Raw genomic sequence first — 20,610 nt, 5'->3', positions numbered from 1 at the left:
GGTTCTTCGGCAGCACAAACCCGCGTACGTCGAGGTGGGGGCACAGCAACGCCATGGCACAGGGCACGGTCCAGGTGACGCACACCGGTACATCGCGGTGGCGGCGCCGCACGGGTGAGTACGCGTCCCTCGCCGCTGCCCTGGAGGCCGCGGCCGACGGCGACGTGCTCACGGTCGCGCCCGGCACCTACCGGGAGAACCTGATCGTGCAGCGGGCGGTGACCCTGCGCGGCCCCGAAGGTTCGCCCGGTTCCGTGCGCATCGCGCCCCTGGACGGGGTGCCGTTGACGGTCCGTGCCTCCGCAGTGGTGCAGGATCTGCACGTCGAGGGCCAGGACGCCGCAGCGCCCGCCCTGCTCGTCGAGGAGGGCACCCCGGAGCTCGCCGACATCCGGGTCGTCACCCGGTCCGCGGCCGGCATCGAGGTCCGCGGCGGAGCCCGCCCGACCGTGCGGCGCTGCACCGTCGACAACCCGGCCGGCATCGGCATCGCCGTACTGGACGGCGCGGGCGGGGTCTTCGAGGAGTGCGAGATCGTGGCGGCCGGTCAGTCCGGCATCGCGGTGCGCGGCGGCGCCCACCCCCGTCTGGAGCGCTGCCGGGTCCATCACACCTCCGGCGCGGGACTGGCGGCCACCGGCGAGAACTCCGCACTGGAGGCCGTGGGTTGCGAGGTCTACGAGGTCCGTGGCAGCGGCGTGCAGATCACGGGCCGGGCCACCGCCCACCTGACCGACTGCGATGTGCACCGCACCACAGGCGACGGCGTCACGCTCGACACCGACGCGGTGCTGACGCTCGCCGACTGCCGTATCCACGACATCCCGGAGAACGCGGTCGACCTGCGCTCCCGTTCGGTGCTCACCCTGACCCGCACGACGGTCCGTCAGTTCGGGCGCAACGGCCTGTCGGTGTGGGATCCGGGCACACGCGTGGACGCCAACCAGTGCGAGATCTTCGACAGCACCGGCGACTACCCGGCCGTCTGGGTCAGCGACGGCGCCACCGCCGTCCTGGACTCCTGCCGGGTGCACGACGTACCGGACGCCCTGTTCGTCCTGGACCGCGGCTCCCGCGCGGACGTCGTCGACAGCGACATCTCCCAGGTCCGCAACACAGCCGTGTCGGTGAGCGACGGCGCCACCGCGCAGCTCGACGACTGCCGGATCCGGGACGCGGCGACCGGCGCCTGGTTCCGCGACCACGGCAGCGGCGGCACCCTCAACAACTGCACCGTGGACGCCACCCAGACCGGCGTGATCGTCACCAAGGGCGCCGACCCGACGATCGAGCGCTGCACGGTCGACTCCCCCGCCGAGGCGGGCTTCTACGTGTCGGCGGGCGGCCGCGGCAGTTTCCTGAACTGCCGGGTGACGGGCAGCGGCGGGTACGGCTTCCATGTGATAGACGGCTGCCGTACGACGCTCAAGAAGTGCCGCACCGAGCGTTGCGCGCGCGGGGGCTACGAGTTCGCGGACGCCCCGGACGCGGCCGCCGGCGCGGGTCCCGTCGTCGAGGACTGCACCAGTGACGAGAGCGGGGGCCTGACCCCGCCGCCGGCCCACGAGACCGCCGTACAGACCGAGTCCCGCTCGACCGGGCTGCTGGGTGCGATCCCGGGGCAGCGGATCACCGAGCAGGAGCCGCTGGTCGTTCCCACGGAGCCGGAGAAGCCCTCGCGCACCTCGAAGGCCGTTCTGGGCGAACTCGACGCGCTGGTGGGCCTGGACAGCGTCAAGCGCGAGGTGCGGGCGCTCACCGACATGATCGAGGTGGGCCGGCGCCGCCAGCAGGCGGGCCTCAAGGCGGCGTCCGTCAAGCGCCACCTGGTCTTCACCGGCTCCCCCGGCACCGGCAAGACGACGGTTGCCCGGCTCTACGGCGAGATCCTCGCCTCCCTCGGTGTTCTGGAGAAGGGCCATCTCGTCGAGGTGTCCCGCGTCGATCTGGTCGGCGAGCACATCGGTTCCACCGCGATCCGCACCCAGGAGGCCTTCGACAAGGCGCGCGGCGGAGTGCTGTTCATCGACGAGGCGTACGCGCTGTCGCCGGAGGACTCGGGCCGGGACTTCGGCAAGGAGGCCATCGACACGCTGGTGAAGCTGATGGAGGACCACCGGGACGCGGTCGTGGTGATCGTCGCGGGCTACACCGCCGAGATGGAGCGGTTCCTGTCGGTCAACCCGGGTGTGGCCTCCCGCTTCTCACGGACCATCACCTTCAGCGACTACAACCCCGAGGAACTCCTCAGCATCGTGGAGCAGCAGGCCGAGGAGCACGAGTACCGACTGGCGCCGGGTGCCGCGGAGGCTCTGCTGAAGTACTTCACGGTGCTGCCCAAGGGCCCCGCCTTCGGCAACGGCCGTACCGCGCGCCAGACCTTCGAGGCGATGGTGGAGCGGCACGCGAGCCGGGTCGCCCAGGTGGACGACCCGACCACGGACGACCTGACCCTGCTCTACGCCGAGGATCTGCCCGAGTCGTCCTGAGACCGCGGACCCGGTACGTCCGGCTGCAAACGGCCCAGCAGTTTCGCCCGCTCCTCGGCGAAGACCGGGTCGGCCTGGTAGTCGGAGTGGCCCAGGATCTGCGCGGGCAGCGGATGCAGATCGGTACGGCCGTAGGCGAGCGGGTCCTTCAGGGGTTCCCGGTCCACCTCGGGGCCGCAGTCGCCGGGCAGCCGGACCGGCCCGCCGATGGGGTCGGTGAGCCGGTAGAGGTTGCGCCAGCAGTCCACGTCGTGGTGCAGCGCGGTGAGCGCGGCCGGACCGAAGTGGGCCGGGAACCAGCGGCCGTAGAGGCGCTCCAGCGGGGAGCCGTAGGTCAGCAGGGCGACCCGCTTGCGGACGGCCGGTTCCAGCTGCCAGGCCGCGGCGGCCGCGAGCACGCTCCCCTGGGAGTGGCCGGAGATGACCAGTCGGCCGCGCGTGGACCGGGTCCAGGTGGCGATCCGCCAGGTCAGGTCCGGTACGGCGCGCTCGGCGTAGCAGGGCGGGGCGAAGGGGTGGGCGGCGCGCGGCCAGAAGGTGCCGACGTCCCAGAGGATGCCGATGGTCCGGCGCGCGGAGGGGTCCTTGTAGGCGCGGCGGCCCCAGGTGACGAACAGGATGAAGCCGAGTCCGATCAGCCAGGAGCCGAGGGCCTGTGCGGTCTCCGCGGCGCTCTCGACGAAGGCGTACGCCCCCTGGGCGGCCTTGCCGGGTGTCTTGTGGGAGGTCAGGGCGCCCACGAGCGCTCCGGCGCCGAGGAGCAGGGTGCTGGCCGACGTCACCCCGATCAGACGGGGCCCCCGGTCCGTCAGCGCGGCCATCGCGCGGGTGCGGGCGATGCGGCGGGTCCGTTGCGCGTCCTTGGGCTCTGCGGGGTACTCGCTCTCCACCGTGCCCAGTTGGGCCCGGCCGGAGCGCCAGGTGCGCAGGCCGAGCCAGGCGCAGTGGCCCAGCAGCACGATGAGGACCAGCGGGATCACGGAGGCCTGCCAGGTCAGCAGGACCGGCGGGCCGAGGATGGTGGTGCCGGTGCCGTCCAGCCAGTCCGCCACGCGCTGCGACACCCCGCCGGACATCACACCGCCGAGGGCGCAGGCCAGCATCGCCACGGCCGGACCGCCGAGGCCCCGCATCGCGGAGCGGGGGTCGGGATGGGTGCGGTACAGCAGGTGGGCGACCGCGGCCAGGGCGATGATCAGCAGGCCCTGGACGAAGGCGATGCCGCCGAAGGTGGCGTCCCCCGACAGCCTGCCGTGCGACTCCCACCCGGGCCGCGCCCACCCGGCGTACACCGCGGCGACGGCGAGCAGGACGAGCGCGGCGAGCGGCAGGCGCCGTACGAGGTGCTCGTCGAGCTGCCGGTCGAGATACCTCTCGCTGCGGCCCCGGCGGCACACCACCCAGACGACAGCGACCCCGGAAGCGACGAGACCGGCTTCCAGGACCCGGCCGAGCGTGTCGAGCAGTGCGGGGCCGCCCGGTTCGCGGTCGAAGCGGGCCGCCGTCGAGCTGACCGCCGCTGCGATGGTCAGCAGGCCCGCAGCGGTGTGCGCGGCCCGCAGGCGGGCGACCAGCCGGCGGCCGTACCAGAAGCCGGGCCGGCCGAGCGCGGTGCGGCCGTTGTCCTCCTCCGGTTCGCCCTCGCGGGACATGGGCTGCTGGGACTCGTAGGCGCTCCAGGTGCGGTGGGACAGGTACCAGAGGAGGCCGGTGAGCGCGGCCGGGACCAGGGCCGCGAGGGCGAGGCGGCGGCCCGGCCTGCTCCACCAGCCGCCGTCCGACACGTCGGGCGACAGGAAGCCCAGCCAGGAGTGCGACTCGGCACACGCGCGTGTGCCTGCGCACTGCCAGGCCGCGAGGTCCAGGGCGACCTCGCAGGCGGCGGCGACCAGCAGAACGGTCAGGGTCAGGCCGGCGAGTCGTACCAGGAGGCCGTAGAGGCGCACGGTCCTTTTTCGGCCGCGTGCGGTGGGGCGCATCCAGTGGGCGAGGTTGACCACCATGAACGGCAGCAACAGCAGCCACAGGGCGCGGGTGCCGTTGCCGGAGGTGAGGTTGCACCAGACGTACGCCTCGGGCACCGGGCCGGTGCGGCCGTCGCGCTGTCCCTTCTCGGCGTCGACGTCGTCGGCGCGCCGGAAGACGGCCGCGATGTCGTCGCCGGTGATCCGCACTGTGCGCGGATCGTCGAGCATCTTCTCCGGCGTGGTGCCGCCCACTCCGTGGACCAGGAGCTCCAGGGCGGTTCCGGATTCTTCTGGCCGGGCGGCCGAGCCGTCCCCGCCCATGGTCGTGACACGTTCCACTGTTGTCGCACTTCCCCCGTGACGCGCTCTCGGCATCTGTCCGTGCGGACACCAGGATCTCCGGTCTGCGCGCTCCGCACACCCCTAGTCACGGAATCTCCCCGATCCGGGTGACAGCCGGAGCCCTGTGTCACCCCGGTGGCAGGAGCACGACCGGGCGGTCGGTGGCACTCCCCGCCGGGGCCCGTGCGAGTATGGGACGTCCCGCGCACCAGGGTCGGGCAAAATGTGCTTGTGGGAGAGGGTGCGCAGGGCATGTCGGACGGCAGGCGAAAGGACCGGAGCGTACGTGAGTGAGAATCAGAACCTCCTCGCGGAGCAGCGCCGCGCCCTGATCCTGGACGAGGTCCGGCGCCGGGGCGGGGTGCGCGTCAACGAGCTGACCCGCAAGCTCGGCGTGTCGGACATGACGGTGCGGCGCGATCTGGACGCGCTGGCCCGCCAGGGTGTGCTGGAGAAGGTGCACGGCGGCGCCGTGCCGGTGGTCGAGGCGAGCACCCACGAGCCGGGCTTCGAGGCGAAGTCGGGTCTGGAGCTGACCGCCAAGGAGGACATCGCGCGGTCGGCGGCGGAGCTGGTCGCCCCGGGCACCGCGATCGCGCTGTCGGGCGGTACGACGACGTACGCGCTGGCCCACCATCTGCTCGATGTGCCCGATCTGACCGTCGTCACGAACTCGGTGCGGGTCGCCGACGTGTTCCACGCGGCGCAGCGCACCACGGGCCCCCGTCAGGGCGCGGCGACCGTCGTGCTGACCGGCGGTGTGCGCACCCCGTCCGACTCGCTGGTGGGCCCGGTGGCCGACCAGGCGATCGGGGCGCTCCACTTCGACGTGCTCTTCCTCGGTGTGCACGGCATATCGGTCGAGGCCGGACTGTCCACGCCGAACCTCGCGGAGGCGGAGACCAACCGGCGTCTCGTGCAGTCGGCCCGGCGGGTCGTGGTGGTGGCCGACCACACCAAGTGGGGCACGGTGGGCCTGAGTTCGTTCGCCTCGCTGGAGCAGGTCGACACGCTGGTCACGGACGCGGGGCTGCCGGCCGGGGCGCGTGCGGAGGTCTCCGAGCATCTGCGGCGGCTGGTCGTGGCCGGTGAGTCCGTTGACGGTACAGACAGCTGACTGAGCGTCAGTTAGGGTGGCACCTCCCGTTCGACGCCAGGGGGGTGTCCATGGTTCACCAACTGCGTGAGGTGGGGCTCGACTTCATCGGGACCGCGCCGGTACGGCTGGAGTTCGCCCAGCAGATGTCCGCCCCGCCGGAGGCCGTTCACCGGGCGCTCGCCGAGGACGTACCGGGCTGGGCGGAATGGTTCTCCGCCGTGACGCTGGCCCGTTCGACCGGGGACGGTTCGACCCGGGAGATCCACCTCAAGGGCGGCGGGCGTTTCCAGGAGACGGTCCTCGCGGCGAAGGCCCCCGAGCTGTACGCCTACCGTGTCGACGTGGCGAACGCTCCCGGTGCCCGCGCCATCGTCGAGGAGTGGCGGCTCACTCCCGCCGGGGCGGGCACCCATGTGCGCTGGACGTTCGCGGTGGACGGCACGGCGGCGTTCCGCCTCGTCGCCAAGCTGGGGCGCGCCGGGCTGGGACGGGCCTTCCGGGACGCGGTCCGCACGCTGGACCGGCGGCTCGCTGCGCAGGGATCCTAGCCGGGGCGTCCCCCAGGGCCCTGGCCCGGTCGCCTGCCGGTGACGGACGGCAAGGTCATCGGGAACCGCCTGCGCCTCACCAGGCGGCCACCGATCAGCTGTGTGAACAATCCTGCGGGTCAGTACGACTAGGACCTGCCGGGAGAGACGTGGCCGGGCCAGATCCCCGTCTCCAGCAGTGAGGCGATCGCCGTCGTGTACGGCTCGATGTCCAGGCCCTGCTCGGCCAGCCACGCGTCCGAGTAGTACTTGTCCAGGTACCGGTCGCCGGGATCACAGAGCAGGGTGACGACGCTCCCCCGGCGCCCTTCGGCCACCATCTCGGCGATGATCTTCAGCGCGCTCCACAGTCCGGTGCCGGTCGAGCCGCCCGCCCTGCGGCCGATGGTGCGCTCCAGGGCGCGGACGGCGGCCACGCTGGCCGCGTCCGGGACCTTCATCATGCGGTCGATCGCTCCGGGCACGAAGCTCGGCTCCATGCGCGGCCGGCCGATGCCCTCGATGCGCGAGCCGCAGTCGCACGTGACGTCCGGATCGCCGGTGGTCCAGCCCTCGAAGAAACAGGAGTTCTCCGGATCTGCCACACAGATGCGGGTGTCGTGCTGCATGTAGTGGACGTACCGGGCGATGGTCGCCGAGGTGCCTCCGGTGCCGGCGGTGGCGACGATCCACGCGGGCTCCGGGAAGCGCTCCAACTCCAGCTGGCGGAAGATGGATTCGGCGATGTTGTTGTTGCCCCGCCAGTCCGTGGCCCGTTCCGCGTAGGTGAACTGGTCCATGTAGTGGCCGCCGGTCTCCACCGCGAGGCGGGCGGACTCCTCGTACATCGTGCGCGGGTCGTCGACGAAGTGGCACCGGCCGCCGTGGAACTCGATGAGGCGGATCTTCTCGGCGCTCGTCGTGCGCGGCATGACCGCGATGAAGGGCACACCGATCAGCTTGGCGAAGTACGCCTCGGACACGGCCGTGGAGCCGCTGGACGCCTCGATCACCGGGCGGCCCGGCCGGATCCAGCCATTGCACAGGCCGTAGAGGAAGAGCGAGCGGGCGAGCCGGTGCTTGAGGCTGCCGGTCGGGTGGGTCGACTCGTCCTTGAGGTACAGGTCGATGCCCCACATCTCCGGGAGCGGGAAACGCAGAAGATGCGTGTCGGCCGAGCGGTTGGCGTCGGCCTGGACCTTGCGGACGGCTTCTTTCAGCCAGCCGCGATAGGCGGTGTCGCTGCGGTCGATATCGAGGGTGTCGCCGGTCCGGGTCTGCTGAGGGGTGCTCACGGCTGGGCTCCTAACACTGCGCGCCGACGGCGCGTCGCGCGGCCGATGGCTCGATCATAGACACCTTCCGCACGCTTCTCACCTGCATAAACACACCTTTGAGAGCCCCAAAGACACCCCTGGGGTCACCACGGAACGCGACGACGGGGGCGCATTCGGACGAGTGCTCCGGGCGCCCCCGGGCGAGATGTCATGCGCACTGGTGCTGGACGCCGGTGGCGGGCAGACTGCACCGGGCGGGACGGATGTCTCGCACGGGGGCGCACACTGGATCACGACAGGAGCCGGCTCTCGGCCCACGCGGGAGCGACGGGCCGGCACACCGACGCGCACAAGGGGGCGGCATGGCGGAGCCGGAGTTCACGGCTACGGGCGTGCGGATCGGGAAGAGGTTGCGCTCGCTCACCCGGGCCGGTCAGGTCCGGATCAACGACGGCAGGCTGGAACTGCTCACCAGCTACGGCAGCGAGATCGACAGCGCACCCGTGCAGGCGGTGCGCGCCTCCAAGCCCTGGTTCGCGGCGGACGACCGGGCCCTCGCGGATCTCAACGGCAACCGGTACCTGCTGACCCTGGGCGATCACGACCCCGCTCCGGGCGAGCCGGGGCCGCCCGCCGCACGCCGGTTCATCGAGGCCGTACGCAGGGCTGCCGGTCGTAGCGGCTGAATCACCGCGAGTTGCGGTACCGCACCTCCTGAGTCACGCTGATCTCACATCACTCTGGGTTAACCGGCGATCACGCTGCGAACCAGCCCGCCGGGCACGACAGCAGGCGGCCGTTTCACGCAGGCACCTGCTGGATCGATCCGAACTCCGTGTTCTTCCGGACCTCACGTCGGGGAGTCGCAGCCGTGATCCGTTATCCGAGCAGGCACTGCACGGTGGAGCTTCAAGCCCTGCCGTCGCGGATCGGCCAGGTCCGCAGAATCCTTTCCGCGCAGTTGCGGTACTGGCATATGGATCCCCTCATAGACCGGGCCGTGCTCGGTGTGACGGAGCTTTTGACCAACGTCCACCGCCATGCCCAGCCCGACAAGACGTGCACCGTGGAGATCGAGCTGCTGCTCGACCGGCTCACGGTCTCGGTGCACGACCACGACCCGCGTCTGCCGGTCGTGGCCGACATCAAGGACACCGAGCCGCTCGCCACGTGCGGGCGAGGGCTCGCGATGGTCGCCGCGGTCAGCGAGAGCTGGGGTGTCCGACCGGACGGCGAGTCGGGGAAGGCCGTGTGGTTCACCCTGCCGACGCCCTCCGCCGCGCGGCCACAGCGGCGAACCGTCCTTGACAAGACCGCGCTCAAGTACGCCGAGGTGCGGGTCGACAGCCGCAGGCCCGAACACGCTCCCGCCCGGTCCGCCGTTGCCGGCTGACCGGGCGGTGACGACTCCTCTTTACGCTCGTTCGCCCGCGGGGCGCTTTCCGCCGGTGCCGGGACGACGATCGTGCTCAGCCCCTCGGGCCACCGCGCGTTCGTCGTCCCGGCACCGGCGCGCCCCTCCGGCACACTCGCGGCCGGCGCGCCGGCGCCGTGGGTGCGGCTTGCCCGTCACTCGGTGGCGATCGCCCGCAGTACGTCCAGACGGGCCGCGCGCCGGGCAGGGCGCAGTCCTGCGAGGGCTCCCGCGGCGAGGCCCACCAGGGCCACCACCGCGAGTCGCAGGGGTGGCATCGCGAAGGCGAAGGCACTGTCGCTCGCGCCGTCCGAGGCCTTGACCAGGACCCAGCCGAGAAAGGCGCCGAGGGCGAGTCCGCCGACCGTGCCGAACGCCGCGACCAGGACGGACTCCCAGCGGACCATGGCGCGGAGCTGGGACCGGGTCTGGCCCACGGCCCTCAGCAGACCCAGTTCCCGGGTGCGCTCGTGGATCGCCAGGGTCAGCGTGTTGGCGATGCCCAGCAGGGCGATGAGGACCGCGAGAGCGAGGAGCGCGTAGACCAGTGTGAGCATCATGTCGATGCCGCCGGCCGAGGACTGCGCGTACTCGTCGCGGGTCTGCACCTCGGGATCGCCGTACCGCGCCGCCACCTTCTCCACCGCCGCCTTGCCCGCGCCGGTGCTCACGCCGTCCTTGAAGGAGACCGCGACGAGGGTGTCGGAGTCCTGCGTGCGATGCGGGGCCCAGGCCGCGCGGGTGATGACGTAGTCCCCCGCCAGCTCGGACTGCCCGTAGACCGCGCGGACCGTGAAGGTGTCCTTCACACCGTCGGTGAAGGTGAGCCGGGCCTTGTCGCCGGTCGTGAGGCCCTGCTTCTCCGCTTCCTTCTCGGTGAGGGCGATGCCGTCGGTGCCGAGGTCGCGCAGGGAGCCCCGCACCGTGCCGAGGTCGAAGGTGCGCTCCAGTGCGAGTGGGTCGGTGACGGTCAACACCCGCCCCTTGCCGTCGACTTCGGCGACACCGCGACCGAGGCCCACCGCAGTGTCCACCTCGGGCAGTTGCTGGACCGCTCCGGCGAGCCGGGGGCTGAGGCCGCTGCCGCCCGCACCGAACGAGGGGGTGCTGACGGCGACGTCGCCCGCGAAGGACCGGGACACGGTCTGGTCCATGGTGGCCTTCAGGGAGGCTCCGAACACCGTGAACAGGGAGACCACGGCCACGCCGATCATCAGCGCGCTCGCGGTGGCGGCCGTTCGCCTGGGGCTGCGCAGGGCGTTGCGCCGGGCGAGCGAGCCGGTGACGCCGCGGAGCCGGTCGAGGGGGCCGCCGATGACCCGTACGGCTGTCGTGGAGGCGACCGGGCCGAGGACCACGAACGCGGCCAGGGTCGTCACGGAACCGGCTCCCGCGAGCCAGAGGGACGGCGAGACCAGGACGCCGGTGAGCGTCACGGCCACCGCGAGTGCCGCCAGTCCCCCGCCGATGACCGCTCGGACCCGGGATGCGCCCGACTGGTCGACGGCCGTCTCGCGCAGTGCGGCGAGCGGTGCGGTGCGGCCCGCGCGCACGGCGGGCAGCAGCGCGGAGCCCAGACAGACGACGATGCCGACCGCCAGTGGCAGCGCCATCGACAGCACACCGATCACCAAGTCACCCTCGGGGAAGGGGAATCCGATCGCCGGGAACAGCGCCTGGAGCCCGGCGGCGACGCCGATGCCGCCGGCGAGGCCCGCGGCCGACGCGGTCACCGCGACCACGCTCGCCTCGGTCAGGGTGGATGCGGTGACCTGACGGCGGGAGGCACCAAGAGCCCGCAACAGGGCGTTCTCGCGTGTGCGTTGGGCCACGACGATCGCGAAGGTGTTGTGGATGGAGAAGGTGGCGACCAGGAGGGCCACGCCCGAGAAGACCAGCAGGAAGGTCGTGAAGATGTCCAGGAACTGGCTGGAGATCATATCGGTGTTCTCTTCGGTCGACTCCTGACCGGAGATCGCTTCAACACCCCTGGGCAGCACGGGAGTCAACCGGTCGACGAGCTCCTGCTGCCCGACGCCCGGACCCGCCCGCACCTGGATGCTCGACGCCTCCCCCGGCCTGGCCGTGAGGTACTTCTCGGCGTCGGACAGGGTCATGCCGGTGAAGGTCACCTGGGCCATGCCGTCCTCGCCGCCGAAGGTCGCGAGGCCGACGATCGTCACCTCGACGGGGTCGGGCGTACGCAGGATCGTCGTGTCGCCGATCTTCAGATCGCCCCGGTCGGCGGTACCGCGGTTGACGACGACCTCGCCGGACTTCTTCGGTGCACGGCCTTCGGCGAGTCGGTACGGGTTGAGCTCGGGGTCGTCGATCCAGTTTCCGGCCAGGGTGGGTGGGCCCTGGCCGCCGATGGGCTTGCCGTCGGCGCCGATCAACTGGCCCGCGCCCTGGACGTCGGGGGCGGCGGCCGCGACACCGGGGACCTGCTCGACGGTCTTGACCAGGTCGGTGTCGACCGGCTCGCGCACCCCCTGGCTCTCCCCCGGCGTGGTGATGGCCTCGGCACTGCGGACCACGGCGTCGGTGCCGCTGGTCGCGTTGCCGAACATGGTGTCGAAGCCGGCGCGGAGCGTGTCGCCCATGACGAGCGTCCCGGCGAGGAACGCCACGCCGAGGAACACCGCCAGGAAGGTCCCGGCGAAGCGCCGCTTGTGGGCCCGCAGGGAGGACGTGCTCAGCCGTACGGAGGCGTTCATGAGGGCACCTCGAAGGCCTTCAGCCGGTCCAGGACGCGGTCGGCGGTGGGGGATTCCATACGGTCCACCAGGCGCCCGTCGGCGAGGAAGACGACCTCGTCGGCGTGGGCGGCGGCGACCGGGTCGTGGGTGACCATGACGACCGTGCGGGCCGTCTGCCGCACGGTCCTGGCGAGGAGGCCGAGGACCTCGCCGCCGGAGCGGGAGTCGAGGTTCCCGGTGGGCTCGTCGGCGAAGACGACGTCCGGTCGGCCGGCGAACGCCCGGGCCACGGCGACGCGTTGCTGCTGTCCGCCGGACAGCTCGGCGGGCCGGTGCCGGAGCCGGTCGCGCAGGCCGACCACCTCGATCAGCGCGTCGATCCACTCCGGGTCACCCTTGCCTCCCGCGAGGTCCAGCGGCAGCCTGATGTTCTCCTCGACGGTCAGCGTCGGCACCAGGTTGAACGCCTGGAAGACGAAGCCGACGCGGTCCCGGCGCAGCAGGGTCAGACGGCGGTCGTCGAGCGAGCCGAGGTCGGTGTCGCCGATGTAGGAGACGCCCTCGGTGAGCGTGTCGAGGCCGGCCGCGCAGTGCATGAGGGTGGACTTGCCGGAGCCCGAGGGCCCCATGATCGCGGTGAAGCGGCCGGCCGGAAAGTCGACGCTCACCCCGTCCAGGGCCCGCACCCTGGTGTCGCCGCTGCCGTACACCTTCACGGCGTCGACCACCCGGGCGGCCGACAGGGTCCCCGTCGAGGCGGTCGTGGTGGTCATGCCGCACCGCCCTTGCCCGCCGTACGGCCGAACTGCTCGTCCAGGACGGACAGCCGGCGCCAGTACTCGTCCTCGTCGATCTCACCCGAGGCGAAGCGGCGGCCGAGCATGGCGATCGGTGAGTCGCCGGAGGGGCCGGCGTCGGCCATGGCGCGCCACGGTCCGCGGCGGCCGCGCCAGACGGTGCGGCGCAGGACGGTGACGACGCCGAGCACGACGGCCGCCCAGATCAGCGGGAAGAAAAGGATCCACGGGCCGGGGCCGCCGTCCCAGTGCGCGAGTGTCTGCATCTTGAGTCATCTCCTCGGTGGGTCTTGTCGTGATGACTCGAGACTGGCTCCGGAGAGGGGGTCGGGTCGTCGTACGGACAGCGGCAGTGCGGATACCTCCCGGGGAGTACGAGAAGGCATCGACTCTTGTAACTACTAGTATGTACAGTGAGCCCATGAGCACCTCGGACCGACTGATCGAGTCCACCCGTGAGCTCCTGTGGGAGCGCGGCTATGTGGGAACCAGCCCCAAGGCGATCCTGGAGCGCGCGGGGGCCGGACAGGGCAGCATGTACCACCACTTCAAGGGCAAGCCCGACCTCGCCCTGGCCGCGATTCGGCGGACCGCCGAGGACCTGCGGGCCACCGCGGAGGGAGTACTCGGCGGGCCCGGCACGCCGTACGAGCGCATCGAGGCGTATCTGCGGCGCGAGCGGGACGTGCTGCGCGGGTGCCCGATCGGCCGCCTCACGATGGACCCGGACGTCATCGCCAGCGACGAACTGCGCGCGCCCGTCGACGAGACGATCGACTGGATCCGTGAGCGCATCGCCGGGATCGTCGAAGAGGGCAAGGAACAGGGCCAGTTCGCGCCCTCGCTGGACGGCGAGGAGATCGCGGCGACCGTTCTCGCGACGGTCCAGGGCGGCTATGTCCTCGCCCGCGCGTCCGGCTCGCCCGCCGCGTTCGACACGGGCGTGCGGGGTCTGCTCTCACTGCTCACACCACCGTCGCCGTAAGGGAGTCGACCGACGTGCAGATCACCCGACAGCGCCCGGAGACCCGGCAGGGGCCGGCCGAGAACTTCACGGGGACGGTGTGGCTCGACGAGATCGCCGCGCCCGCCTCGCCGTCCCGGCTGCGGATGTTCAACGTCCATTTCGCGCCCGGCGCCCACACCGCGTGGCACCGCCATCCGCACGGCCAGGTGCTGCATGTCCTGGAGGGCGAGGGGCTGGTGCAGCGCAGGGGCGGTGCCGTCGAGCCGGTCCGCGCGGGTGACACGGTGTGGATCGAGCCGGGCGAGTGGCACTGGCACGGAGCCGGGCCGCGCACCTTCATGACCCATCTCGCGGTCGTCGAGGCCGCCGAGGACGGCACGACCGCCGACTGGGCCGCGCACGTCGCCCCCGAGGACTACTCCGCCTGAGGAGGCATCCGATGCACGCCATGCAGTACGAGCTCACCCTGCCCGCCGACTACGACATGGCCGTCATCCGCGCCCGGGTGGCCCGGATCGGGCATCTGCTGGACGACTGGGAGGGGCTCGGCTTCAAGACGTACCTGATCCGCGAGCGCGGGGTGAACGGCTCGCCCGTCAACCAGTACGCCCCCTTCTACCTCTGGGACACCGTGGAGGGCATGAACACCTTCCTCTGGGGAGGCGCCTTCCAGGGGCTCAGCAACGACTTCGGGCGGCCGTCGGTGCGGCAGTGGACAGGTCTGTCGTACGAGGAGGGCGGCGCAGTCGGCTCTCCCGGCAGGTCGGCGGTCCGCAGGCGTCAACCGGTGCCCGAGGGCGTGGAGTTGGCAGGGCTGATGGTGGACGCGGTGGAGGAGACGGGGCGGCTGGCCGGGGAGGACGGCGCGGTGTTCGCGGCGGCCGCCGTGGACACGGCCCGCTGGGAGCTCGTGCACTTCTCGCTGTGGGCGCACGAAGCACCGAAGGCCGACGGCGATCTGTTCGAGGTGCTGCACGTGTCGGCGCCGGGACGGGAGCGGCTGCCTCGGGGGCGTCAGTGGTGAGCGCGGTCGCGGTCCGGACGGTGGCCGGGGACGTCCCCGCCGAGGAGCTCGGTGTGTGCGACGCGCACGACCACCTGTTCTTCGGCAGCCCCCAACTGCCGGGGCAGGAGCTGCGGAGCGTCTCGGCGGCGCGGGCCGAGCTGACGGCGTTCGCCGCGCAGGGCGGCGGCGCAGTGGTGCAGTGGACGCCGTACGGGCTGGGGCGGCGGGCCGACGAGCTGCCGGCGCTGTCCCGGGAGACCGGGGTGCGGATCGTCGCCGCGACCGGATTGCACCAGGCCGTCCACTACGACGACGCCACGCTCGCCGGGTTGCGCCGCCGGCTGGCCGACGTGTTCGTCACCGAACTGACCGAGGGCATCGGGCCGTCGGGGGTCCGCGCGGGGCTGATCAAGGTGGCGGGCGGCTTCCACGCGCTGGACGCGCACGCCCGCTGGACGATGACCGCGGCAGCCGAGGCGCATCACGCGACGGGGGCGCCGATCGCCGTCCACCTGGAGCTGGGAACCGGTGCGCTGGACGTACTGGAGCTGCTGTGCGGGGAGTTGGGGGTGCCGGCGCAGCGAGTGATCCTCGGGCACCTCAACCGCTCCCCCGACTTCACGGTGCACCGCCAGGCCGCGGCGTCGGGCTGCTACCTCGCCTTCGACGGACCCTCGCGCGCCAACCACGCCACGGACTGGCGCATGCCCGACGCGGTGCGGGAGCTCGCGGACGCGGGACACGGCGACCGGCTGCTGCTCGGCGGTGACACCACGACCGCGGCGGCCCGCTCGGTCAACGGCGGCCCGGGGATGCCGTATCTGTTGCGCCGGGTGCGGCCGCGCCTCACGGCCGACCTGGGTGAGGATCTGGTGCGGCGCATCCTCACCGACAACCCTGGTCGCGCCCTGGCCGTGGAGTGGAGTCGGCCATGACGCCGCTCACCGGCAGAGCGCGTCGATGTCCTCGGAGAAGGTCGGGAACTCCGCCTGGGCGGTGGTGACGATGTCCCGGGTGGTGCGGCGCGGGGTGGTCGCGTGGCGTTGGGCGAGTGCGGTCAGCGCCGCGCTCGGACGGCCCTCGTACTGCTCGAAATCCACGACCTCCAAAGGCCCCAGGCCATCGGCGAGCACCCACAGGAAGTCGGACAGGTTCGCCGCCACCACACCGCGCTCGCCCTCCGAGCCCAGGAACACCACGGGCTGCTCGGCGAGGGGCCGCCCCGGCCGCACGCACCACAGGGCGGCGAGGCCACCTGTGCCGTCCTGCCCGAAGACCCGGTAGGCATCGCCGTCCAGTTGGTGGTTGCCGGTCCAGTGGCGCAGCCAGTCGGTGGTCTCCTCGGCCGAGTCGAAGGCGTCGTACGGCTCGAAGTCGACGCCCTCGCCGTCGTCGTAGTCGAACTCCACGCGGGCCACGTCGGCCAGGGCGGGCGGAAAGGCGCGGTCGCCCGCAGTCGTCTCGATCATGCGCAGCAGGCTAATCGCCGCCACTGACAACGGCCCTACGCCACCGAGATGTCCACGGAGGGACGCAGTTTCGCCGCCGCGGCCAGCGCCTCGTGCGCGGGGTGGCTCACGAAGGCCGCCACCAGGCTCTCGTCCGCCGGGAGTTCGGCGGCCGGGTAGGCGATCTGCTCGTAGGCGGCCTGGAAGCGCGGCCCCCAGCGGCGGGCGCCGAGGCGGGCCGTGCGGGAGCAGTTGTCGACCATGTGGGCCACGTCGCGGGCGTGCATGTAGGGCAGGAGGGAGTCGACGGCCTCGATGACGGATTCGTTGACGATCTCGGACCAGGGGTGGCCGCGCTCGGCGAACTCGTCGATCTGGGCGACCATGGTGGCGACGAAGACCCCGGCGGTGACCGGCTCGACGGGCAGGGCGCGTTCGCCCCGCCGCGCCCGCACCTTCTCCCCGGCGCCCCACATGGGCGAGCCGCCGATCTCACTCATCGGCCGTGCCCCGAGCCGGCGTTCGGCCAGGATCACGCTGCGCAACTCGGTGCCGTCGGCGACCTCGTCGTAGATCTCCGCGACGATCTCGCGAGCGGGCCCGTACGTGGCCGTGTACGCCCGGTCGAAGGCCTCCCGGCCGGACGGGGAGAGGCCGTCGCGGACCGCCCGCAGGCCCGAGTGCGAGATGGTGCGGGCGATCGGCCCGGTGACGTTCTCGCAGGACCTCTCGTACGCCGTCACCTCGTCGTCCCCGCCCAGGCGGTAGCGCGTGTACAGCGTCTCGACGATGCCGTGCACGGCGCCGAGCAGGATCGCGCGCTCGCCGACGATGTCCGAGAGGTACTCGCTGTGCAGCGTGGTCCGGAAGGTGTACGGCGATCCGAGCGCCACCGACCAGCCGAGCGCGAGGTCGACCGCCCGGCCGTCGGGGTCGGCGTGCACGGCGAAACTGCTGTTGATCCCGGCGCCGTTGACGTCGGCGCCCTGCTGGTAGAGACGCCGCACGGAGTCGCCCATGCCCTTGGGGCACACGGCGATCACGGGGTGCCCGGCCGGGAACTCGCCGCCGGTCTCCCGGAGATGGCCGAGCAGGAAGCCGTGCGAGAGTCCGATGGCCGCGCCGGGCTTCAGCACCGCGAAGATCTCCCGGTGGTGGGCGGCGAGCGCCGCGTCCGCGATCAGCAGCACGACCAGGTCGCTGTCGGCGGCGACCGCGAGCCAGTCGCCGAGCGTGCCGTCCTCCTCGGTGAAGCCGTGGGCGCGCGCGTCGGCGGCCGAGCGCGAGCCGGGGCGCAGGCCCACGACCACCCGGATGCCGGTGCCGGCGAGGGAGTCGCGCAGGTTGAGCGCCTGGGCCCGGCCCTGCGGGCCCCAGCCGAGCACGCCGATGCGGCGGACCCCGGCGAAGGCCCGGGGCAGCAGCGGGAACAGGTGCCGGCCGCCGCGCAGGACGGTCTCCGAGCCGCCGGGGACGTCCATGGTTTCGAGGGCGAAGACGCCGGAGGTGTACGTGGTGGAGGTCATGGTGGAGTTGTAGGCTCCGGCCGAGCATTGCAGCAAGCGCAACTTTCGCAGCACACTGTTGCGTGAACTGAAAGGCTCAGGTCACATGGATGATCACCGAGAGTTGCGTCTCTTCCTGCACCTCGCTCAGACGCTGAACTTCGGCCGGACGAGCCTCGACTGCCACGTCAGTCCGGCCACGCTGACCAGGACCGTGCAGCGGCTGGAGGCGGGCCTCGGGCATCGGCTGTTCGACCGCGGCCCGCGCGGGGTGTCGCTGACCGCGCAAGGGCACCGGTTCCGCACATACGCCGTCCAGGCCCTGGAGTTGTGGCGCGCCTACCGCGAGGAGCATCCGGATCCGGCCGAACTGACCGGCCGCCTCGCGGTGTTCGCGACGGTCACCGCCTGCCAGGCCCTGCTGCCCGACCTGTTGGCGCCGTTCCGCGCGGCCCATCCCCAGGTACGGCTGGACCTGCGCACGGGTGACGCGGCGGCCGCCCTGGCCCGCCTGGACGAGGGCGAGGTGGACGTGGCCGTGGCGGGGATCCCGGCGCGGCTGCCGGAAGGGCTGGTGAGCCGGACGGTCGCGGTGACCGACCTGGTCCTCGTCACCGCGCGGGACCGTCCGGACCCGGACCTGGAGGGGCCGTTCGTCCTCCCCCACCGCGGGCTCGTCCGCGAGGCGGCCGACCGCTGGTTCCGTGCCCGGGGCGCGGTCCCCGACGTGGCCTGCGAGCCCGACGGTCACGAAGGACTGCTGACGCTGGTCGCCCTGGGCTGCGGCACGGGCGTGGTCCCCCGCCTCGTACTGGAACACAGCGCGGGGCGCGAACGGCTGTCGGAGGTTCCCGCCGATCCGCGGCCCGAACACTTCCCGATCGGCCTGTGCGTTCGGCGGTCCGATCTGCGCCGACCGCTGGTGGCGGCGCTGTGGAGCCTGACGGTGCCGCCGGATACTCCTACCTGACACTGACCTGCTCGACACTGAGGGGAAACGCATGCGAGTCGTCGTCATCGGCGGAAGCGGCCACATCGGCACCTTCCTCGTCCCCCGCCTGGTGCGGGCCGGCCACGAAGTGATCAACATCAGCCGTGGCACCCGCAGGGCCTACACCGAGGCTCCCGAGTGGCAGCAGGTCCGCCAGGTCGTCGCCGACCGGCAACAGGAGGACGCCGAGGGCACCTTCGGTGACCGGGTGGCAGGCCTGGCCCCGGACGCCGTGATCGACCTGGTCTGCTTCACGCTGGAAGCGGCCACCGCACTGGTCGAGCGGCTGCGGGGCGAGGTCGGGCACCTGCTGCACTGCGGCTCTGTGTGGCGCTTCGGTCCGAGCGACAAGCTGCCGATCTCCGAGACCACGGGCACCGCGCCGATCGGGGAGTACGGCATCCAGAAGGACCGGATCGCCCGGATGCTGAAGGAGGAGACCGCTTCCGGGGGTCTGGTGACCACGTCGCTGCACCCCGGGCACATCGTCGGGCCGGGCTGGCACCCGATCGGTCCGCTGGGAAACCTCGACCCCGCGGTCTGGTACGCCCTCTCGGCCGGACGGCCGCTGCCGATCCCGGGGATCGGTGTCGAGCTGATGCACCATGTGCACGCCGACGATGTCGCCCAGGCCTTCGAAAGGGCGGTCGAGCACCGGGACGCGGCGGCGGGAGAGGACTTCAACGTCGTCGCCCCCACCGCGCTGAACGTCCGCGGATACGCCCGCATCGCGGCCGGCTGGTTCGGCCGGGCCGCGTCGCTGGAGCCGGTGACCTGGGAACAGTTCCGCCGGACCACGGCCCCGGAGCACGCCGAGGCGAGCTGGGAGCACCTGTACCGCAGCCAGTACCTCACCATCGAGAAGGCCAGGACCCTCCTCGGCTACACGCCGCGCTACGAACCGGAGGCCGCCGTACTGGAGTCGGTGCGATGGCTGATCGACCGCGAGGAACTGAAGGTGGCCGGCCCGCTCGGCGTCTGACCCGACGCGAGCTTCCAGGCCCTGTCGTCACATGCCCGTCGTCCCTCCGGAGGGCGGGCCGAGCGGCGGCAATGGGCCCTCCCGCGCGAGCGTGGGGGAGCGTGCGATCGCACGGCACCGGACCGCCGTCGTGACGGAGCCACGTCGGCGGTTCGGCAACGCGGCGAGCGCGCGTGTCAGACGCCGCACGGCAGGCGGGAATTGACGACAGGTCTAGGCCCGGCCGGCGTCCAGGCGTCCCACTCGGGCCACGTTCTCCCGGTCCTCGGCGTCCTGGCTCGGCGAGGCGGTGAACCAGGCGTCGAGGATCTCCTTGAGGAGTGGCTCGGAGGTGAGGCGGAGGCTCAGGGCCAGGACGTTGGCGTCGTTCCAGCGGCGGGCGCCGTCCGCCGTGTAGGCGTCCGTGCACAGGGCGGCCCGTACGCCGGGCACCTTGTTCGCGGCGATGGAGGCGCCGGTGCCGGTCCAGCAGCACACAATGGCCTGGTCGGCCGTCCCCGCGGCCACCTCACGGGCCGCGGCCTCGGAGCAGACGGCCCACTGCGGGTCCGCGCCGGGGCTCAGGGCGCCGTAGGCGACCACGTCGTGGCCCCGCGCGCCCAGTTCGTCGACGAGGGTGCGCGCGACTGGTTCGTCCATGTCCGAGGAGACGGAGATCATCATGCGCGGCTTCGTCCTCCCCAGTCAGAGGCCTCGAACGGCTCGGTGACATCAATTTTAGACATCAGTTTCGTCGGCCCGCAGAAGCGACCCGACCCTGTCCAACGTCTCACGCTGCGCCTGGAGGGCAGCATGAGTGTAAACGGACATCGTCGTGTCGAAGTGGCTGTGCCCCAAGATGGCCTGCGCCGGTGTCAGCCAGCAGGCTGGAGGCACCGTGGCGCAGGTCGTGCAGACGGATGACACGCAGCCCCAACCTCTTGCAAAGGCCTTGAAAGCGCCAGCCAAAGCATCCTGATTCATGGGCTGGCCCCGGTTGCCCGTGAACACGTAGTCGTTTTCGACCCACGCCGTGCCAGCCCGCATGCGTTGCAGATTCTGCCGCTCCCGCTGCTCCCGAAGCGGCTCGACCACTGACCAGGTTCAACCAGTGGATGCAA

General features: G+C 72.0%; 19 protein-coding genes. 11 read left to right on the top strand and 8 right to left on the bottom strand.

What is annotated here, in order from left to right; all coding sequences use genetic code 11:
- The first annotated feature begins 53 nt into the window (after positions 1-53).
- Entirely contained in the window at positions 54-2,489 is a 2,436-nt protein-coding gene (locus tag AQJ46_RS30815) for a right-handed parallel beta-helix repeat-containing protein (protein WP_059208670.1), read from the top strand.
- Here the strand turns inward: AQJ46_RS30815 and AQJ46_RS30810 are convergent.
- A complete protein-coding gene (locus AQJ46_RS30810; protein WP_059208944.1) occupies positions 2,459-4,777 on the bottom strand; it encodes a hypothetical protein in 2,319 nt (772 codons plus the stop codon). The genes AQJ46_RS30815 and AQJ46_RS30810 overlap by 31 nt on opposite strands.
- Positions 4,778-5,084: 307 nt before the next feature.
- Here AQJ46_RS30810 and AQJ46_RS30805 point away from each other — a divergent pair, with 307 nt between their 5' ends.
- Positions 5,085-5,915 carry a DeoR/GlpR family DNA-binding transcription regulator gene (locus AQJ46_RS30805; RefSeq protein WP_057617769.1) on the top strand — a complete coding sequence of 277 codons (831 nt, stop codon included), beginning with the start codon at positions 5,085-5,087 and terminating at the stop codon, positions 5,913-5,915.
- A gap of 50 nt (positions 5,916-5,965) precedes the next feature.
- On the top strand, positions 5,966-6,445 hold the full coding sequence (locus AQJ46_RS30800; protein ID WP_059208669.1) for an SRPBCC family protein: 480 nt from the start codon (positions 5,966-5,968) through the stop codon (positions 6,443-6,445).
- Between the two features lie 128 nt (positions 6,446-6,573).
- Here AQJ46_RS30800 and cds1 read toward each other — a convergent pair whose 3' ends face one another.
- Positions 6,574-7,719: an L-cysteine desulfhydrase Cds1 gene (cds1, locus tag AQJ46_RS30795; protein WP_057617771.1), complete on the bottom strand. Its 1,146-nt coding sequence runs from the start codon at positions 7,717-7,719 to the stop codon at positions 6,574-6,576.
- 344 nt (positions 7,720-8,063) lie between these two features.
- Between cds1 and AQJ46_RS30790 the strand changes: the two genes are divergently transcribed.
- Both AQJ46_RS30790 and AQJ46_RS30785 read left to right on the top strand, forming a co-directional pair.
- Positions 8,064-8,387, top strand: a complete 324-nt coding sequence (locus AQJ46_RS30790; RefSeq protein WP_057617772.1) for a hypothetical protein — start codon at positions 8,064-8,066, stop codon at positions 8,385-8,387.
- Positions 8,388-8,572: 185 nt separating this feature from the next.
- Positions 8,573-9,094, top strand: coding sequence for an ATP-binding protein (locus tag AQJ46_RS30785; RefSeq protein WP_059208668.1), 522 nt, complete (start codon positions 8,573-8,575; stop codon positions 9,092-9,094).
- Positions 9,095-9,270: 176 nt separating this feature from the next.
- Here AQJ46_RS30785 and AQJ46_RS30780 read toward each other — a convergent pair whose 3' ends face one another.
- Genes AQJ46_RS30780 through AQJ46_RS30770 form a run of 3 tightly spaced genes read right to left on the bottom strand, consistent with a single transcriptional unit; the run spans position 9,271 to position 12,877 of the window.
- Positions 9,271-11,832: an ABC transporter permease gene (locus AQJ46_RS30780; RefSeq protein ID WP_059208667.1), complete on the bottom strand. Its 2,562-nt coding sequence runs from the start codon at positions 11,830-11,832 to the stop codon at positions 9,271-9,273.
- Positions 11,829-12,587: an ABC transporter ATP-binding protein gene (locus tag AQJ46_RS30775; protein WP_059208666.1), complete on the bottom strand. Its 759-nt coding sequence runs from the start codon at positions 12,585-12,587 to the stop codon at positions 11,829-11,831. Before AQJ46_RS30775 ends, AQJ46_RS30780 begins: the two co-directional genes overlap by 4 nt.
- Positions 12,584-12,877 (bottom strand): SHOCT domain-containing protein, encoded by a 294-nt coding sequence (locus tag AQJ46_RS30770; RefSeq protein WP_059208665.1) that lies wholly within the window; start codon positions 12,875-12,877, stop codon positions 12,584-12,586. The genes AQJ46_RS30775 and AQJ46_RS30770 overlap by 4 nt, the downstream gene beginning before the upstream one ends.
- 140 nt (positions 12,878-13,017) lie before the next feature.
- Here AQJ46_RS30770 and AQJ46_RS30765 point away from each other — a divergent pair, with 140 nt between their 5' ends.
- Genes AQJ46_RS30765 through AQJ46_RS30750 form a run of 4 tightly spaced genes read left to right on the top strand, consistent with a single transcriptional unit; the run spans position 13,018 to position 15,519 of the window.
- Positions 13,018-13,596, top strand: coding sequence for a TetR/AcrR family transcriptional regulator (locus AQJ46_RS30765; protein ID WP_059208664.1), 579 nt, complete (start codon positions 13,018-13,020; stop codon positions 13,594-13,596).
- A gap of 14 nt (positions 13,597-13,610) precedes the next feature.
- Entirely contained in the window at positions 13,611-14,006 is a 396-nt protein-coding gene (locus AQJ46_RS30760; RefSeq protein ID WP_059208663.1) for a (R)-mandelonitrile lyase, read from the top strand.
- 11 nt (positions 14,007-14,017) lie between these two features.
- The gene (locus AQJ46_RS30755; protein WP_059208662.1) at positions 14,018-14,602 is read left to right on the top strand and encodes a DUF4865 family protein; all 585 of its coding nucleotides are present in this window, start codon (positions 14,018-14,020) and stop codon (positions 14,600-14,602) included.
- Positions 14,596-15,519: a phosphotriesterase family protein gene (locus AQJ46_RS30750; RefSeq protein ID WP_059208661.1), complete on the top strand. Its 924-nt coding sequence runs from the start codon at positions 14,596-14,598 to the stop codon at positions 15,517-15,519. The genes AQJ46_RS30755 and AQJ46_RS30750 overlap by 7 nt, the downstream gene beginning before the upstream one ends.
- A 6-nt stretch (positions 15,520-15,525) precedes the next feature.
- Here the strand turns inward: AQJ46_RS30750 and AQJ46_RS30745 are convergent, their stop codons facing one another.
- Positions 15,526-16,053, bottom strand: coding sequence for a hypothetical protein (locus tag AQJ46_RS30745; protein ID WP_059208660.1), 528 nt, complete (start codon positions 16,051-16,053; stop codon positions 15,526-15,528).
- Positions 16,054-16,088: 35 nt separating this feature from the next.
- On the bottom strand, positions 16,089-17,558 hold the full coding sequence (locus AQJ46_RS30740; RefSeq protein ID WP_059208659.1) for a ketol-acid reductoisomerase: 1,470 nt from the start codon (positions 17,556-17,558) through the stop codon (positions 16,089-16,091).
- An 85-nt stretch (positions 17,559-17,643) separates the two neighbouring features.
- Here AQJ46_RS30740 and ilvY point away from each other — a divergent pair, with 85 nt between their 5' ends.
- Complete coding sequence (gene ilvY / locus AQJ46_RS30735; protein ID WP_059208658.1) at positions 17,644-18,507, top strand: HTH-type transcriptional activator IlvY; 864 nt, start codon at positions 17,644-17,646, stop codon at positions 18,505-18,507.
- 31 nt (positions 18,508-18,538) lie between these two features.
- A complete protein-coding gene (locus tag AQJ46_RS30730) occupies positions 18,539-19,510 on the top strand; it encodes an NAD-dependent epimerase/dehydratase family protein (protein ID WP_059208657.1) in 972 nt (323 codons plus the stop codon).
- A gap of 213 nt (positions 19,511-19,723) precedes the next feature.
- Here AQJ46_RS30730 and AQJ46_RS30725 read toward each other — a convergent pair whose 3' ends face one another.
- Complete coding sequence (locus AQJ46_RS30725) at positions 19,724-20,173, bottom strand: RpiB/LacA/LacB family sugar-phosphate isomerase (protein WP_059208656.1); 450 nt, start codon at positions 20,171-20,173, stop codon at positions 19,724-19,726.
- Between the last annotated feature and the right edge of the window lie 437 nt (positions 20,174-20,610).

The organism is Streptomyces canus (genome assembly GCF_001514145.1).
Taxonomy (GTDB): domain Bacteria; phylum Actinomycetota; class Actinomycetes; order Streptomycetales; family Streptomycetaceae; genus Streptomyces; species Streptomyces canus.
The sequence above is the reverse complement of the archived record's forward strand: the minus strand, read 5'-3'. Positions and strand labels throughout refer to the sequence as shown.

Bases quoted from the DNA above. Each gene is read 5' to 3' on its own strand.
- AQJ46_RS30745 (WP_059208660.1), bottom strand. From the start codon at position 16,053: ATGATCGAGACGACTGCGGGCGACCGCGCCTTTCCGCCCGCCCTGGCC.
- AQJ46_RS30755 (WP_059208662.1), top strand. From the start codon at position 14,018: ATGCACGCCATGCAGTACGAGCTCACCCTGCCCGCCGACTACGACATG.
- AQJ46_RS30790 (WP_057617772.1), top strand. From the start codon at position 8,064: ATGGCGGAGCCGGAGTTCACGGCTACGGGCGTGCGGATCGGGAAGAGG.
- AQJ46_RS30815 (WP_059208670.1), top strand. From the start codon at position 54: ATGGCACAGGGCACGGTCCAGGTGACGCACACCGGTACATCGCGGTGG.
- AQJ46_RS30770 (WP_059208665.1), bottom strand. From the start codon at position 12,877: ATGCAGACACTCGCGCACTGGGACGGCGGCCCCGGCCCGTGGATCCTT.
- AQJ46_RS30730 (WP_059208657.1), top strand. From the start codon at position 18,539: ATGCGAGTCGTCGTCATCGGCGGAAGCGGCCACATCGGCACCTTCCTC.
- AQJ46_RS30765 (WP_059208664.1), top strand. From the start codon at position 13,018: ATGTACAGTGAGCCCATGAGCACCTCGGACCGACTGATCGAGTCCACC.
- AQJ46_RS30725 (WP_059208656.1), bottom strand. From the start codon at position 20,173: ATGATGATCTCCGTCTCCTCGGACATGGACGAACCAGTCGCGCGCACC.
- AQJ46_RS30775 (WP_059208666.1), bottom strand. From the start codon at position 12,587: ATGACCACCACGACCGCCTCGACGGGGACCCTGTCGGCCGCCCGGGTG.
- AQJ46_RS30810 (WP_059208944.1), bottom strand. From the start codon at position 4,777: ATGGGCGGGGACGGCTCGGCCGCCCGGCCAGAAGAATCCGGAACCGCC.
- AQJ46_RS30800 (WP_059208669.1), top strand. From the start codon at position 5,966: ATGGTTCACCAACTGCGTGAGGTGGGGCTCGACTTCATCGGGACCGCG.
- ilvY (WP_059208658.1), top strand. From the start codon at position 17,644: ATGGATGATCACCGAGAGTTGCGTCTCTTCCTGCACCTCGCTCAGACG.
- AQJ46_RS30780 (WP_059208667.1), bottom strand. From the start codon at position 11,832: ATGAACGCCTCCGTACGGCTGAGCACGTCCTCCCTGCGGGCCCACAAG.
- AQJ46_RS30740 (WP_059208659.1), bottom strand. From the start codon at position 17,558: ATGACCTCCACCACGTACACCTCCGGCGTCTTCGCCCTCGAAACCATG.